We start from the raw sequence: 15,805 nt of genomic DNA, 5'->3' as shown, positions 1-15,805 counted from the left end.
GCCTATCGCGGGGTGACGCCCTTCTCGGTGAGCGGGATCGCCCGAGTCAGCCGGCGAGCTCGCCCAGGGTGACCTCGATCTCGTATTCCTTGCCTCCACGGATGTAGGTGACCTTGGCGTCGCTGCCCGCGGCGGCCGCGCGCACCTGCGCCGTGAGGTCGCTGGCGCTCGTGATGGGCACTCCGTTGAAGGCGGTCACGACATCGTCGGCCTTCAGCCCGCCGGCCGCGGCAGCGCCGCCCCCGGTGACCTCGGCGATGTACGCCCCCGAGACGTCGGCGTTCTCGACGCTGGCGGCGTCTCTGACGGACGCTCCGAGCAGGCCGTGGCTGGCCGCACCATCGGCGATGATCTCCTCCGACACGCGCTGGGCGATGTTGGCGGGAATCGCGAACCCGATTCCGATCGAGCCCGACTCCTCCGAGCTCCCGGAACTCGCGATCGCGACGTTGATGCCGATCAGCTCGCCCTTGGCGTTCACGAGCGCACCACCGGAGTTCCCGTGGTTGATCGCCGCATCGGTCTGGATCACGGCGATCGAGATCGATTCCGAGCTCTGCTGCGAGGTGTTGCCAGGCAGGTCGAACTGGAAGGGGCCTTCGCCCTCTTCGGGCGTCTCCTGCTCGTTCTGCGGAGCATCCTCCGACGACGAATCGGGGAGAGCGGACGACGCGATCTGGATGCTGCGGTTCAGGGCGCTGACGATGCCGGTCGTGACCGAGTTCGACAGACCGAGCGGCGCTCCCAGAGCCACCGCGGTGTCACCGACGTTGAGCTTCGACGAGTCGGCGAAGTCGATCGGAGTGAGATCCGTCGCATCCTCGAGCTTGATCACGGCGAGGTCGTAGATCGGGTCGGTCCCGACGACGGTCGCCGAGAAGATGCGGCCGTCAGAGGTGGTGACCCGGATCGTCGGATCGGCCACGGCACCGCCGAGGGTCACCACGTGGGTGTTCGTGAGCACGTAGCCGTCGTCGCTGATGATGACGCCCGACCCGCTGCCACCCTGGTCGGAGCCCGCCACCTCGATCGTGACGACCGACGGGAGTGCCTCGGTCGCGACGGCGGTGGTCTCGTTGACCGACCCGGGGTTGTTGACGGTGATGGTCTCGGGGCCCTGCGCGACGCCCGTCGACCCCTGATCCGAGATCCCGTTGAGGATCGCTCCGCCGCCGAACCCCGCGACGCCGCCGACGAGGGCGGCCGCGAGCACGATCGCGGCGAACTTCACTCCGGCGCGGGGCTTCGTCTCCTTGACCTTCGTGGAGCCATCGACCGGCTGGCCGGGCTCGGCCGCGGTGTGGAGACCGAATGCTGCACCGGGCGACGTCGCGGTCGGGCCGCCGACGGGTGCCTGGTGCTGTCCGGCCTGGGGTCCTGGCTGATGCTGTCCTGCCTGATGTCCGGGAGCTCCGAAGTAGGGCTGGGGCACCGTCTGGGCCGCGGGTGCGACCGGGGCGCTCGGAGCCTCGAATGCCGGTGCCGGCGACGACGCGAACGTCGGGGGGACATGGTGTCCCTGGTACGGCCCCGGAGCGGCGACGGTGCCTGGGGTCTCAGCGGCGGCATCCGTCGTCGAACGGTCGACGACCTCTGCTGCCTCGGTGGACGGCGCTGCGTCATTCGACGCAGGTGCCGAGTGGTCCTGGGTGCTGTCTTCGTTCATGGTGTGTGCTCCTTCAACAACGCCCTCTTAGAGTGACGCCTGTATCTGTGCGTTTCGTATGGCGAAGATGAGTTTCACCTATGGCCTTAGCCTGTTCTTCATGAGTGTCATCCCCGGAGCATGGCGGCGCACGGCAGCGGGAGCCGGTCTGCTCGCACCAGACGGAAGCGTCGCGCCCACCATCTTCGCAGAGATGTCCGCTGCTGCGGCTCGAACCGGTGCGATCAATCTCGGGCAGGGGTTTCCTGACGAGGACGGCCCCGCGGAGGTGCTCGCGGCTGCCAGGGAGGCGATCTCCCGCGGGATGAATCAGTACCCGCCCGGCAGAGGGACCCCCGATCTGCTCGACGCCATCAGCGAGCACCAGCGTCGCTTCTACGGACTGGACGCGGACCCCTCGCGCGAGGTGATCGTGACGGCCGGCGCGACAGAGGCGCTGACCGCGACTCTGCTCGCCCTCATCGACAGCGCGGACGACGAGGTCGTCGTCTTCGAGCCGTACTACGACTCCTATGCGGCCGCGGTCGCTCTCGCAGGTGCCCGACTGCGCACGGTGCCGTTGAGAGCCCCCGACTTCCAGCCGGATCTCGAGCGCCTGGCGGCCACGGTCTCCGACCGCACACGCATCATCCTGATCAACGATCCCCATAATCCCACCGGTGCCGTCTTCGATCGCGAGGTGCTCGCGGAGGTCGTCCGTCTCGCGGAGCTGCACGACGCGATCATCGTCACGGACGAGGTCTACGAGCATCTTGCGTTCACAGGTCCGCACACCCCGATCGCGACGCTCCCCGGCGCCGCAGAGCGCACGCTCACGATCTCGTCTGCGGGCAAGACGTTCTCGGCCACCGGCTGGAAGATCGGATGGGTGCACGGCCCCGCGGAGCTCATCACCGCGGTGCTGACGGTCAAGCAGTACCTGACGTATGTGAACGGCTCGCCCTTCCAGCCGGCCATCGCGGTGGGTCTGCGGCTCGGAGACGACTTCTTCGCGGGTGCCGCGGCGACGCTGGCGCACAAGCACGAGATCCTCGGCGAGGGACTCCGTGATGCGGGGTTCACCGTGTTCGCGCCGCAGGGCGGCTACTTCACCGTCGCCGACGCGTCAGCGCTCGGCGGAGCGGATGCGGCCGAATTCTGCCGCGCGCTCCCCGAGCGCGCGGGAGTGGTGGCGATCCCGCTGACTGCCTTCGTGTCGGAGGCGCACCGAGCGGACTACGCCGGACTGGTGCGCTTCGCGGCGTGCAAACGCGTGCAGATCCTCGAGGAGGCGGCGACGAGGCTCGTGTCGAGCTTCTGACCTCTCGGCCGAGTCAGCGCGGTCCGACGGCGTATCGGCGCACCCGCAGCGAGGGGTTCACAGCGCGCACGTGCTCGATGGTCGCCCGCTCGATTGCCGCGACCGCGATGCCCTCGGTCGTTCCCACCCCGGCGAGCACGACCCCCTGCGGATCGACGATCTGCGAGTGACCGACGCCGATCGGGGTCGGATGGTCGGCGGCGATCACATACGCGGTGTTCTCGATCGCTCGCGCTGCCAGGAGCGTCGTCCAGTGATGCTCCTTGAGCGGACCGCGCACCCATTCGGCCGGCACCACGAGGGCGTCGGCGCCGGCGTCGATCAGGGTGCGCGACACCTCGGGGAAGCGCAGGTCGTAGCAGGTCAACAGCCCGAAGCGGATGCCGGCGAGCTCGAAGGTGGCGGCCCCCAGATCGCCTGCTTCGATCCAGTCCGACTCGGTCTGGCCGAACGCGTCGTACAGGTGCTGCTTTCGATAGCTCGCGAGGATCCCGTCACCGCGCACGGCGACCACGGTGTTGTGGACATGCTGGGCGTCCGAGGCAGTCTCGACGAGACCCGCCACGATCACGACGCCGTGGTCCGCCGCGAGCGCCGTCAGCGTCGACACGAAATCACCGTCGAGACTCTCCGCATTCGCCGCAAGGGACTCGTCCATCGGATCCACGAAGTAACTCGAGTACTCGGGGAAGACGATCAGCCGCGCACCCCGCGCCGCGGCATCCGCCGTCAACTCCGCGATGCGGTCGCGATTGCCTTCTCGCGACGACGTCGGCGCGAACTGGCAGACGGCGACGGGAACGGCGGCGGAAGCGGTCTCGGTCATGCTCACATCCTCCCCCATCGCGCCTGCCGCGCCTCGATTCGCGGACTCCTGATTCCCGTGTTAGGCTATAAAACGTGCCGCGGGGTGGAGCAGTTCGGTAGCTCGCCGGGCTCATAACCCGGAGGTCGCAGGTTCAAATCCTGTCCCCGCAACGAGAATGCGACACAAGAAAAGCCCTTGATCGGGAGAAATCCTGATCAGGGGCTTTTTCGTATGCGTGCATCCACCGGCAGCCCTCGCGGCCGACGCTCATCGAGAGCGATCGGCCGCGAGGCGTCTGCGATGACTACGAGACGTCAGCGGTAGCTGCGCGTGAGTTCGGGACCGGTCGGCTCGACGAACTTCACTCGGATGCTCTCGAGCGCGGGCGCGCCATCCGAGATATAGCTCATCACCACGCGATCCCTATTCGCGGTCCCGCCGTCGGGCAGGATGAGCACACGCGCGACCGAGAGCCCGTCGACGAAGGCGTCCTCCGACCCGCCACCCACCCGGCCCTGTTCCCAGGTGCGGAACACGCCTGCCGCGGGCGAGCTGTCGCGTCGCACTCCCTCGGTGATGGTGGTGCGTGCCATCCTGTCGAGGAACGCGAGATTGTCGAGAACCATGTCGACATCGTTGAGCACGGCCTCGTCGAAGCGGTCCGGGTAGTCGATCTCTATGCGCGCCTGCACATCCTTCCCCTCGAACGGCACCGAGCCGTTCATGGCGCCACCGCCGGGTCCGCCGTCGAGGGTGATCGGGCCGAGATGACGACTCTCCATCAGCTCACACCCCCAGGTTCGCGCTGAGGATCTCTTCGGCGAGGAGGCGCGAGACCTCCTGCGAAGCCGCCGCATCCGACGAGAAGTAGTCCTCGACCGTCGCGTCGAACAGCTGGTGACCTCGGGCATACTCGGCAACGGTGAGGGCAAGACAACGCGCCGTCAGCGCATAGAGATCACTTGCTGCGTAGTGGGTGCCGTTCGAGGAGCGTCCGACCCCGGCGTTGCGCGGAGTGGGGTTCGCACCCGGCGCGCTGCCGAGCGTCGCTGCGGCGCTGGCAAGCTCCGTATCGATCCTGCCCATGCTGTTCGATACCACGGTCGCGTTGCTCCTGTCCATGCTCATGGTGCCGTCGCCGACCGGATACGGCCCGAGCGCGAATGCGTCCAGATTGTACGTGGCGTTGTCGGATCGAATGATGCTCGCGGCTTCGGTCATTGCGTCGTTGAGCTTGTTCTCCTGAGCCTCGAGCGCCTCATCGAGCTTCGTCAGTGCTTCGTCGAGCGACTCCAGGATGTCAAGATAGGTGTTGCCGGAGATGACGACGTCGCGGGCGATCCCCTGCACGCCGCTGCTCACCGCTCCCGCGATACCTGCGAGCACCGCCGCTGCGGCCACCGTCCCCGTACCCGCTGTCACCACCGCGGACACGACCCCCGCTACCGCCCCGACGACCGTGAGCACAAGGGTGCCGTTGGCGGCTGCCGCGTTGCCCGCCTTCTGATCCCAGGCGGCGCGGGCACTGTCGCAGATCGACACCACGTCCTGTCGTGCGGCGGGCCACATGGCGGCCTGAGCACTGTAGTTGAGTTGGAGGATGACGCAGGCGTCGCCCAGACCGTGTGTGACGGACTTGAACTGGATGTAGTACTTGTCTATGAAGGCGGGCTTGAAGCTGCCCTCGATCTTGTTGGCCATCATCTCGTGCACCGAGTCGTTGGCGGTCCCGATCGCGCCGGTGTTCTGAACCGATGCGCCCGCGCCGGATGTGCCGAGGATGGCCGCCGCCGCAGAGGTCGCACTCGCCGGAGCATCGCAGGCGTCGCCTCCGTCGGGCAGGTCCAACCACTTGGAGACCCGCGAGTCGATCGCCGCCCGGATCTCATCGAACGCGGGTGCGACCGAGTGGTTCACGCCGTTGCCGTCGCCGCCGCCCTCCCCAGCGGCGTTCGGCCGATTGTAGAAGTTGAGCATGAAGCCCCACTTCGCGTAGATCTGGTCATTACCCCAGTTCGGGTGAAAGCCCTGATCCGCCATGAAACAGTCGATCGCAGCGCGCTTCATCTTGCCGATGATGTCCGGCAGCTCCGAATAGTCAGGCATGTCTCGATCCCCCCCAGTCTCGATTTCGATGAGTGCCGTCCGTATGTCCCTCTCGAATCATCGGGGCACCTTCTCGGAGAGACCAATCGAATGCCCGGCTGCTTCGCTCGCGGCAGCACGACGACCGCCTCACACGCGGCGCCCTGGTTAGACTGTCCAACCGGACGGCGCGACCATCGATCGCAGTGCGGTCCGCGGACGACAACGACCCGGAGGTCCACAATGACGCAGACGCCCGACAACGCCGCGGGGAACCGTCGCGCGCCCGCATCCGGCTCATCACGGCGCGCGCTCATCGGCATCTGGACCGGTGCCGTGGCGCTGCTGCTCTCTGCCGCGCTGATCGTGCTCTTCCTACCGATCGCTGCTCTGCTCCCCATCGCAGCCGCAGCTGCGTGTCTGGCGATCGCGGCTTTCCTGCTGGGCGTTCGAGGTGCGCGCTCTGCGGTGACCCGCGCGGGAACGGCAGCCGTCATCGTCGCAGTGGTCGCGCTCGTCGTCGATCTCATCCTGATCGTCGTGATGGCCGTCGGCGTCCTCGGCGGCAACGGCCTCAATCAGGTCGAGGTGCGCGCCACAGGCGGACCCACCTTCACGGTCTCGTTCACCGATGACACACAGTCATACAACGAGGAGTGGGCTTCCAGCGGCTGGAAGCAGTACACGACCACCGGGGATTCGGCGGAGATCGCCGTCACCGCTCCGGACGACGACTCCGACTCGACCGTGAGCTGTCAGATCCTCTGGAACGGCGAGCTGGTCGTCGAGCTGAGCGGCACCGGCGCCGTCACATGCCGCTACGACGCGGACTGACCGAGCCGCCTTCTCACGCGGCGACTTCCGAACCGCGGGCGATCTGGCCGGATACGACGGATGCCGCCCCTCGAGAGGAGCGGCATCCGGCACTGCAGAGGGTTACTCCCCCGCGCCCTGTTCCAATCCGAGCAGCGTGTTCACAGCATCCGTGAGCCGCTTGTCGGCCTCGGCGAACTTGGTCAGGTCGCCTTCCTTGAGCGCTGCCTCGCGGTCGGTCAGCGCCTGCTGCGCGGCCGCGAGGGCCTCGGCTTCGGCGTCGGTCGGCACGGTCGGCTCGGTCGGGACCTCACCGGTGTCCGGATCCGGTTCGGTCGGCTCGACCTGGTCGTCTCCACCGGCCGCGCCCGCGTCACCCCCGAAGAGGGTGTCGAGCGCCGCGGTCAGCGTGTCCTCGAAAGCGACCTTGTCTCCGAAGGCCACGAGGACCTTCTGCAGACGAGGAAGCTTCGTGCCCTCGGAGGACTGCACGTAGACCGGCTGCACATAGAGCAGACCGCCACCCACGGGAAGCGTCAGCAGGTTGCCGTAGAGCACCTCGGACTCTCCCTGCTGCAGCAGGTTGAGCTGCGGCACCACGGCGGTGTCGGAGTTGTAGGTGTTCTGCACCTGGCCGGGGCCGGGCACCGTCGTATCGGTGTCGATCTCGAGCATCCGCAGCTGACCGTAGCCTTCGGCCTTGACGCCCGCCTCGGATCCTGCGTCCGAGTCGACGGCGAGGTAGCCCATCAGCACGTCGCGGTTGCCACCGCTTCCCGTCGCCGACGGGATGAACGTCGAGAACATCGAGAACCGCGGGGAGTCCTGCCCCGGCATCTGCATCGTCAGGTAGTACGGCGGCTGCAGGACCGCGTCGCTGCGCGGGTCGTTGGGCGTCTGCCAGCGGTTGTCCTGCTGCGCGAACGAGCCGGCGGTGTCGATGTGGTAGATCCCGAGGATGTCGCGCTGGACCTTGAAGAGGTCGGTCGGGTACCGCACGTGGCTCATCAGATCAGCCGACATGTCGCTCACCGGCTTCAGCGTCGACGGGTAGATGTTCTGCCACGTCTGCAGCACCGGATCCTCGTCGTCCCAGGCATACAGCGTCACCGAGCCGTCGTACGCGTCGACCGTGGCCTTGACCGAGTTGCGGATGTAGTTGATGTCGTCGATCGCGAGCGTGGGCGACGGGAGGTTCGAGTCGGCAATGGCCTCCGACAGGCTCACGTTCGTCGAATACGGGTAGGTCGCGCTCGTCGTGTAGCCGTCGACGATCCAGACCACGCGTCCGTCGACCACGCTGGGGTACGGGTCGCTGTCGAGCTCGAGATACGGTGCGACCTTCTGCACACGCGTCTTGGGGTCGCGGTCGTAGAGGATCTGGGAGTCCTCGTTCACCAGGTTGGAGAACAGGATCTGCTCCGACTGGAACTTCAGAGCGTAGAGCAGCTTCGTGAAGGTGCTGCCGATCTGCGGTCCGCCGTCGCCCTCGAACGTGGTCTTGGTCTCGGTCGAGCCGTCCTTGCCGCGCGGGTAGTCGATCTCGACGGGGTCGGTGCCGTCCGGCGAGCCGACGATCGAGTACTCGGGCGAGTTCTCGCCGAAGTACACGCGCGGCTCGAACTTCTCCTGCTCGGTGAGGAATCCCGCGGACGGGATGCCGCGCTCGAGGAACACCGGCTCGCCGTCGGACGTGCGCTGGTTGCCCGCTGCGACCACCAGGCCGTAGCCGTGCGTGTAGACGGCGGCACGGTTGTTCCAGTTGCTGACATCGACGCCTTCCATGTCGAGGTCACGGACGGACACCACGGTGTCCTGCATCTCGCCGTCGATCTCATAGCGGTCGACATCGAGGTTCTGCTGGAACTGGTAGTACCCGCGGTACTGCTCGAGCTGGCGCACGGCCGGGCTGATCACGGCGGGGTCGACGATGCGGATGGATGCCGTCGTCTCGGCATCCTCACGCAGCTGGCCGGCCTCGGCGTCGGTCTCGGCCTCGAAAGGCGTCGTCTCGAGGTCGGCGACCCCGTACGCCTCCTTCGTGCCGTCGATGTTCCGCTGGTAGAACTCCGCCTGGTACGCGTTCTGGTTCGGCGCCACCTGGAAGGTGGTCACCGCCCACGGGAAGCCGACGCCCACGACGAGCGAGGCGACGATCAGCAGCGCCGTCGCGGCGAGGGGGAAGCGCCAGCGACCGATGATCGCCGTGACGAAGAAGAGGATCGCGACGATCGCCGCGATGATCGTGAGGATCGCGAGACCGGGGATCGTCGCGTTGACACCGGTGTACGCAGGACCGACGATGCGGTCGTCCTGGGCGACGAGGGTCTTGTACCGGTCGAGCCACAGGCTCGCCGCCTGCACGAGCAGGTAGAGACCCGCGATGATCGCGAGCTGGATGCGGGCGGGCTTCGAGATGCGCAGCTCGCCCTGGCCGATCCGGACGGAACCGTAGAGGTACGACACGAGGGCGGTCACGATGAGGGTGAGCAGCAGGACCGCCGACACGAAGGCCAGGAGGATCGAGTAGAAGGGCATCGCGAACATGTAGAAGCCGGTGTCGACGCCGAACTGCGGGTCGACGGTGTCGGTGGCGACGCCGTTCACCCAGAGCCAGACGGTCTTCCACTGGCTGGCCGCGGAGAAGCCCGCGAACAGACCGAAGAAGATCGGCATGCCCCACATCGCGAGGCGGCGCAGCGGCTCGATGACCTCCTGGTATCTGTCCAGCTGCGAGCTGAGCCGCACGTAGACGGGGCGCAGCCGGTACGCGAGCTGGATGGCCACGAACAGGGGCACTGCCATGCCGAGGAATCCGACGACGAACATCACCGCCGTGGCGATCCACTGGGTGGTGAGAACTCCCTCGAAGCCCACCTGGTCGAACCAGAGGTATTCGGTGTAGAGCGACGCGAAGACGAAGAAGGCGGCGATCAGCGCGGCGATGATCGCCAACGAGATGCCGAAGATTCGTCGCGAGGTTCGGGGAGTGGCCGGGTTCGGTGCAGAAGTCGAGGTCACCGTCCCATCCTAGGCACGCCTTACTGTGCTGCGGCTGTCATCCCTGTCACGGGGAGGTCACGACGTCGCATGACGGCAGGGATCCGACGTCACCGTCCTCGGCGATCACATCGAGCGCGGCGAGCGATTCCTCCAGGCTCGACGTGCTGATCACGGTCAGGCCGTCGGGGATATGGCCGGCGACCTCGTCGCAGTTCGTCGACGGTGCGAGGAAGTACTCCGCGCCCGCATCACGAGCGCCGTAGAGCTTCTGCCGGATGCCGCCGATCGGTCCGACCGTGCCGTCGGCTTCGATCGTGCCGGTGCCCGCGACGTTCTTCCCGCCGTTGAGCTCTCCCTCGGTGACGGTGTCGATGATGCCGAGTGCGAACATCATCCCGGCACTCGGGCCGCCGACGTTGTCGAGCTGGAGCGTCACATCGATCTCGAAGTCGTAATCCGTGCGCAGGGTCACGCCGATCAGCCACGTCGTCACGTCGCCGTCGGTCTGCTTCGCCGGCGTCACCTCGACGACCTGCTCTTCGCCGCCGCGCTGCACGGTGAGCTCGACGGGCGCACCGGCAGCATCCTGGATCGCCTGACGCAGTTGCTTGGCCGAGGCCACTGCGGTGCCGTCGACGGCCGTGATGACGTCTTCCGCCTCGAGAGCGCCCTCGGCCGGCGCATCCTCGACGACCTCCTGCACGACGACCTCGGCTCCGGTGTCGTAGCCGAGCTCGTTGAGCGCCGCGGCTGTCGCCTCGTGCTGCGAGTCGACCATGAGCGTCGCGTTGCGTTCGTCCCGCTGCTCTGTCGTGACACCCTCGGGGAACACCGAGTCGAGAGGGACCACCGCTCGGGAGGAGTCCATCCAGGCCAGCGCGAGCTCGAACCAGCTCGGTGTGCGCTCGCGGTTGCCGACGACCTGCACCGTCGTGAGGTCGAGCGATCCGGCGGTCTCGAACGTCTCGGTGCCTTCGACCTGGATGAGGGGAACCTGCTCGCCGTCTGCGCCGGCCGCAGTGCCGAGGGTGTCGTAGACCGGGCCGGGACGCTGGATGACGTACGGCGTCGGGAGGAAGGTCAGCACGACGAGCGCGATCAACGCGACGACCAGCGCCCAGACGCCAAGTCCGAGCCTCACAGGCCGGGTTCGATCCACAGGTTCCTCCGTCGTTCGCGGGCGGCGTACAGCGATCTGCCCGCTTCGGGGTCTCGCGGCCGATCCTGTGACTAGCGTAGATGCCACGGCTTTAGGCGTGCTGAGAGGCGAGCGACATGTCAGACAACGACCCGACCCCCGAGGACTTCCAGGAGTTCCTCCGACGAATGATGTCCGGCCAGGGTGCCGGCGACATCGACCCCGAGGCGCTGCAGAACGCCTTCGCGGGCATGGATGGAATCCAGTTCGACCCGGCGATGATGCAGACCATCATGTCGCAGCTGCAGGGAGCGTTCGGCGGCGACGCCTGGGAGAACGCGCTGCGTCAGGCGCTGCACATCGCCAACCGCGACGGCCTCGGCATCACCGACGGTTCGCGGAGCTCGCTCGTCGACTCGTTCGCACTCGCCGATCTGTGGCTCGGCGAGGCGACGACGATCTCCGAGCTCAGCGAGGCGCCCAAGGCGATGACACGCGGCGAATGGGTCGAAGCGACCCTCCCGGTGTGGAAGGAGATCGCCGGCCCGGTGTCGACGAGCATCGCCGATGCGCTCACCAGCGCCCTCAACACGCAGGTGCCCGAAGAGATGCGCGACGTCGTGCAAGGCGCCGGCAAGCTCATGCGCGGTCTTGGCGGCTCGGTGTTCGCCGCCCAGTTCGGGCAGGTGCTCGGCAACCTCGCGCTCGAGGTGGTGTCGGGCGGAGACGTCGGCATCCCCGTGCTTCCGGCCGGAACCGCGGCTGTCATCCCGCAGAACCTGACGGCGTTCGGCGACGGTCTCGAGATCCCCGAAGACCAGATCACCCTCTACCTCGCGACCCGCGAACTCGCCTACGCCCGGCTGTATCGCCATTCGAAGTGGCTGCACCTGCACGTCATGGCCCAGATCACCGACTTCGCGCGCGGAGTCACGGTCGATGTCGATGCACTCGAAGACGTCGCGAGCCGCCTCGATCCCTCGAACCCCGAGGAGCTCCGCGCGGCCATCGAGGGCGGTGCTCTGCTGCCCACGCAGACGGAGGCGCAGCGCGAGGCCCTCGCGCGTCTCGAGAACCTCGTGGCGACGATCGACGGCTGGGTCGACGTGGTGACGGCTCAGGCCACGTCTCGCCTCCCCGATGGGGCACGGATCGCCGAGGCGGCCCGCCGTCGCCGCGCGGTCGGCGGTCCGGCCGAGGACGCTCTCGGCGCGCTCGTCGGCCTCAAGCTGCGGCCTCGTCGTCTGCGCGAGGCCTCGGCCATGTGGCAGGCGGTGACCGACGCCGTCGGCATCGCAGGACGCGACGCGCTCTGGGACTACCCCGACCTCATGCCCACCTCGGAGGACATCGACGACCCGTCCGCGCTCATCGCGCGACTTCAGGCGAGCGCACGAGGCGAGCAGCCCGTCGCAGATGAGTTCGACGAGGCCCTGGCCCGTCTGCTGGACGGCGACGACTTCTCGAGCGAGCAGCCGGAGAGATCTGACGCCTCGGAGGATGAGCAGGACTCCGACGGCGGTGACGGCCCGGGAGGCGATCGCCCGGTGTGAGCGGGGGCGGGAGCGGGGTGCGCTGACTTTTCCACGGATGCCCGAGACTCCCCCATCGGAAGTTCGGCTTTGCGCAGAATCGAGGGATGTCTCCTCTGACACCCAAGACCATCACCCGCCTGGATCCCGCCGTTCCGCTGCTCTGGCGAGACGGTGAGACACTGCAGATCGGCATCGAAGGCACGCTGCGCATCGCGGCGTCCGAGCCGTGGGTCGAGCGACTGATCGGTCGGATGGCTGCCGGGTTCCGGCGCACGGCCTTCGATGTGGTCGCGCACGCCGCGGGTGCACCGCGCGCGGAGGCACGGATGCTTCTCTCACGACTCGAACCGCTGCTCGTCGACGACGCCCCGGCGCCGAGGGCCGCATGGGTGGAGAGCATCGACGTCGCCGACGCGCGCTGCGACTACCGCATGCGCGAAGCACTTCTCGACGAGGGGATCGCCGCTGGGGCGCGGGAGAACCCCGCCGACATCGGAGTCGTGCTCGTCGAAGGCGCAGCAGCCGCCCTGCACTTCGCCCGCTACCTTCGCGACGACACCTCGCATCTCCCCGTGGCGCTCGAGCGAGGGCGGACGACCGTCGGCCCCCTGGTGGTGCCCGGCGAGACCCCCTGTCTCACCTGCCGCGACGAGCACGAACGCGAGCGCGACGACGCCTGGCCGCGGATGCACGCGCAGCTCATCGGGCGAGCGTCGGGTCCGATCAGCGTCGCTCGGATCGCGGACGCGGCGACGCTCGTCGCGCGGCTCCTTGCGGAGTCGTCATCAGCGGGCTCGTTCGTCGACGTCAGCGGCGATGGCCGGCGCGAGTGGCGTTCGGTGACGTTTCATGCAGAATGCCGGTGCCGCGCGCAGTCGTTCCCATCTCTGCCAGGAACCGCGACGGCGCCCGCTCCCCTCGCCCCGCTGAGCGCGACCACGACAGCGAGAGAGTACGCGCGGCCCGCGTGACGCCGACGTAGGCGAGGCGGCGTTCCTCGTCGATCGCCTCGAAGCCGGTGGCGTACGAGATCGGAAGCGCGCCTTCTGCCCACCCGGCCAGGTGGACGTGCGGCCATTCGAGACCCTTGGCGGCGTGCAGTGTCGAGAGCGTCACGGTGCGCATCGTGGGCTCGTGCTGGTCCTTCGCCCGTGCCATGAGCGCATCGCTGAAGGTGCGCAGGTTCTCGTCCGGCCCCGCATCCTCGGCGAGACGCAGAATCGCGCGGCGAGCCTCCCACCCGTCGCGCTGCGCGCCACCGGCCGCGGGTGGCTCGTCGGAGAGCCCCAGCTCGCGGAGGACTCGCTGAACACCGGGGAGGAACCCCTGCTCCGTCGGGGCGACGGCGGCGGCCCTCAGCGCCAGGATCGCCTGACGCACCTCCGGCATGGCGAAGAACCGCATTCCGCCCAGCACCGAGGTCGGGATCCCCTCTGCGGCGAGCGCCTGCTGCAGCACCGCCGACTGGGCATGGGCGCGATAGAGCACTGCGATCTCCGAAGGCGACGCCCCGGATTCGATCCGCGCCGCCACGGCAGCGGCGATCCCCTCGGCCTCGTCGCGCTCGGAGTCGTAGGCCGTGACCGTGGGTGATTCCGCGTTGAACGTCTCTCTCGCCGGGATGAGCTCGAGCGCGCCCGGCCGCCCCTTCATGAGAGCATTGGCCGCTTCGAGGATCGGCGCCTGCGAACGGTAGTTCGTCTCGAGCCGCACGACCGTGGCATCCGGATGACGTCGCTCGAACTCGAGCAGGAAGCGCTGTTCCGCGCCGGCGAACGAGTAGATGGTCTGGCTCGCATCGCCGACGACGCAGATGTCCTTGCGGTCTCCCAGCCAGAGTTCGAGCAGTCGGTTCTGGAGCGGAGAGACGTCCTGATACTCGTCGACCGTGAAGTGGCGATACTGCTCGTGCACGGAGGCGGCGACGCGCGGCTCCGCTTCGAGCATCCCGGCGCATGCGAGCAGCACGTCCTCGAAATCGAGTTGGCGCCGCTCGTCCTTCAGCGCCTCGTAGCGCTGCTGCAGCTCGACGAACTGCGCGGAGTCGATCCCGCTCACCGTGCGACCGAGCAGCGAGTGCTGTTCGACCGAGAGCATCGACACCTTGCGCCATTCGATCTCGGAGGCGATGTCGCGGAGGGTCGCAGTGCTCGGGCGCAGACGCATCGAGTCCGCAGCCTGGCCGAGCAGTCTCACCTTGTTGTCGATGATCGACGGCGCGGGCGAGCCGGCCAACGTCGGCCAGAAGAAGTTGAGCTGGGCGAGCGCCGCGGCATGGAACGTGCGCGCGGCAACCCCCTCGACACCGAGAGCGCGCAGGCGTCCCCTGAGCTCTCCCGCGGCCTTCGCGGTGAAGGTGACCGCCATGACCCGAGACGGCGAATACGCCCCGGTGTCGACACCATGGGCGATCCGATGGGTGATCACACGCGTCTTGCCCGTTCCCGCGCCGGCCAGCACGGCGACGGGACCACGCAGAACGGATGCCGCCTCCCGCTGTCGATCGTCGAGGGCTTCGAGCGCGCTCACGCGCGCTCCTCGAACCACTCGAGGATGAGTGCGCGCGCGATCGATGCGGGCCCAGGCAGACCGACCGGTCCGTCGCCTGCGAGAGCGGACCCGATCTCGTCGCGAGAGAACCAGCGCACGTCGATGATCTCCTCGCCGTCCGGACGCAGCACGTGGTCGTCCAACGCCACCGCACGGAACCCGAGCATGAGCGAGCGAGGGAAAGGCCAGGGCTGAGACGATACGTAGCGCAGTGAGGCCAGTCGGACGCCCGATTCCTCCTCGAGCTCCCGATGCACCGTCGACTCCAGCGACTCGCCCGCCTCGGTGAATCCGGCGAAGCAGGAGTACATCTGTCCGCCCCAGTTCGCGTTCGCCCCGAGCAGGAGCTGTTCGCCGTCCGAGCTCTCGACCGCGACGATGACCGCAGGGTCCGTGCGGGGGAAGTGCTCGCGACCGCAGACGAGGCATCGGCGCGACCATCCGGCCTGCCGCAGCTCGGTCGCTCCCCCGCAGCGGGGGCAGAACGGCGCGTCGCGCAACCAGCCGCCGAGCGCGAGGGCCTCGATGAGCAGCTCTGTGTCGCCGGAGCCGAGACGCGCGCCCAGGTCGCGAAGGCCCAGCCAGACCTCATCCGGGGCGGTGTCGACGGTGTCGCCCTCCGGCGGCAGCACCGCGAGAAGCACAGCGGTTCCGTCACCGTCGCGCCCGAGGAGCGCCCAGGTGGCGTCGACGATCTCGGAGGCCGGCACCCGCAGCAGGGTGGCCGGATCGAGATCGGCGCCCGAGATGCGCACCCGACCATCGCGCACGGCGATCACCCTCGTCGCCTCCTCTGCGCGGAGTCGATCGAGGATCCCTGGCTCGATGCGCAGATCCGCTGCGCGGTCGAGGGAAGTGCTGCTGTCGGCGATCATCGGCTCCTCTCTCACGGGCGTGGCGGAAGCGG

The 15,805-nt window shown here is 68.1% G+C and carries 11 protein-coding genes and 1 tRNA gene; 4 read left to right on the top strand and 8 right to left on the bottom strand.

What is annotated here, in order from left to right:
- Positions 1-46 precede the first annotated feature (46 nt).
- A complete protein-coding gene (locus tag MRBLMI13_RS01000) occupies positions 47-1,666 on the bottom strand; it encodes a S1C family serine protease (RefSeq protein WP_367821068.1) in 1,620 nt (539 codons plus the stop codon).
- 100 nt (positions 1,667-1,766) lie between these two features.
- Here MRBLMI13_RS01000 and MRBLMI13_RS00995 point away from each other — a divergent pair, with 100 nt between their 5' ends.
- Positions 1,767-2,966: an aminotransferase class I/II-fold pyridoxal phosphate-dependent enzyme gene (locus MRBLMI13_RS00995; protein WP_367821070.1), complete on the top strand. Its 1,200-nt coding sequence runs from the start codon at positions 1,767-1,769 to the stop codon at positions 2,964-2,966.
- A 13-nt stretch (positions 2,967-2,979) separates the two neighbouring features.
- Here the strand turns inward: MRBLMI13_RS00995 and MRBLMI13_RS00990 are convergent, their stop codons facing one another.
- On the bottom strand, positions 2,980-3,792 hold the full coding sequence (locus MRBLMI13_RS00990; RefSeq protein WP_367821072.1) for a carbon-nitrogen hydrolase family protein: 813 nt from the start codon (positions 3,790-3,792) through the stop codon (positions 2,980-2,982).
- A gap of 78 nt (positions 3,793-3,870) precedes the next feature.
- Between MRBLMI13_RS00990 and MRBLMI13_RS00985 the strand changes: the two genes are divergently transcribed.
- Positions 3,871-3,944, top strand: a tRNA-Met gene (locus MRBLMI13_RS00985).
- A gap of 144 nt (positions 3,945-4,088) precedes the next feature.
- Here MRBLMI13_RS00985 and MRBLMI13_RS00980 read toward each other — a convergent pair.
- Positions 4,089-4,556, bottom strand: coding sequence for a hypothetical protein (locus tag MRBLMI13_RS00980; RefSeq protein WP_367821074.1), 468 nt, complete (start codon positions 4,554-4,556; stop codon positions 4,089-4,091).
- A 4-nt stretch (positions 4,557-4,560) separates the two neighbouring features.
- Positions 4,561-5,880, bottom strand: a complete 1,320-nt coding sequence (locus MRBLMI13_RS00975; RefSeq protein ID WP_367821076.1) for a hypothetical protein — start codon at positions 5,878-5,880, stop codon at positions 4,561-4,563.
- A 222-nt stretch (positions 5,881-6,102) separates the two neighbouring features.
- Here MRBLMI13_RS00975 and MRBLMI13_RS00970 point away from each other — a divergent pair, with 222 nt between their 5' ends.
- Complete coding sequence (locus MRBLMI13_RS00970; RefSeq protein ID WP_367821078.1) at positions 6,103-6,693, top strand: hypothetical protein; 591 nt, start codon at positions 6,103-6,105, stop codon at positions 6,691-6,693.
- 102 nt (positions 6,694-6,795) lie between these two features.
- On the opposite strand, the gene MRBLMI13_RS00965 is transcribed toward MRBLMI13_RS00970, so the two are convergent.
- Complete coding sequence (locus tag MRBLMI13_RS00965) at positions 6,796-9,693, bottom strand: UPF0182 family protein (protein ID WP_309687253.1); 2,898 nt, start codon at positions 9,691-9,693, stop codon at positions 6,796-6,798.
- A gap of 46 nt (positions 9,694-9,739) precedes the next feature.
- The gene (locus MRBLMI13_RS00960; RefSeq protein WP_367821080.1) at positions 9,740-10,834 is read right to left on the bottom strand and encodes a YlbL family protein; all 1,095 of its coding nucleotides are present in this window, start codon (positions 10,832-10,834) and stop codon (positions 9,740-9,742) included.
- A 116-nt stretch (positions 10,835-10,950) separates the two neighbouring features.
- Here MRBLMI13_RS00960 and MRBLMI13_RS00955 point away from each other — a divergent pair, with 116 nt between their 5' ends.
- A complete protein-coding gene (locus tag MRBLMI13_RS00955) occupies positions 10,951-12,366 on the top strand; it encodes a zinc-dependent metalloprotease (RefSeq protein WP_367821082.1) in 1,416 nt (471 codons plus the stop codon).
- A 789-nt stretch (positions 12,367-13,155) separates the two neighbouring features.
- Here MRBLMI13_RS00955 and MRBLMI13_RS00950 read toward each other — a convergent pair.
- Positions 13,156-14,877 carry an ATP-dependent helicase gene (locus MRBLMI13_RS00950; protein ID WP_367821084.1) on the bottom strand — a complete coding sequence of 574 codons (1,722 nt, stop codon included), beginning with the start codon at positions 14,875-14,877 and terminating at the stop codon, positions 13,156-13,158.
- Positions 14,874-15,773, bottom strand: coding sequence for an NAD(+) diphosphatase (gene nudC / locus MRBLMI13_RS00945; RefSeq protein ID WP_367821086.1), 900 nt, complete (start codon positions 15,771-15,773; stop codon positions 14,874-14,876). Before nudC ends, MRBLMI13_RS00950 begins: the two co-directional genes overlap by 4 nt.
- Positions 15,774-15,805 lie beyond the last annotated feature (32 nt).

Origin of the sequence: Microbacterium sp. LMI13-1-1.1 (assembly GCF_040815625.1) — a bacterium.
GTDB classification, from domain to species: domain Bacteria; phylum Actinomycetota; class Actinomycetes; order Actinomycetales; family Microbacteriaceae; genus Microbacterium; species Microbacterium forte.
This window is presented reverse-complemented; position numbering and strand designations above follow the sequence as displayed.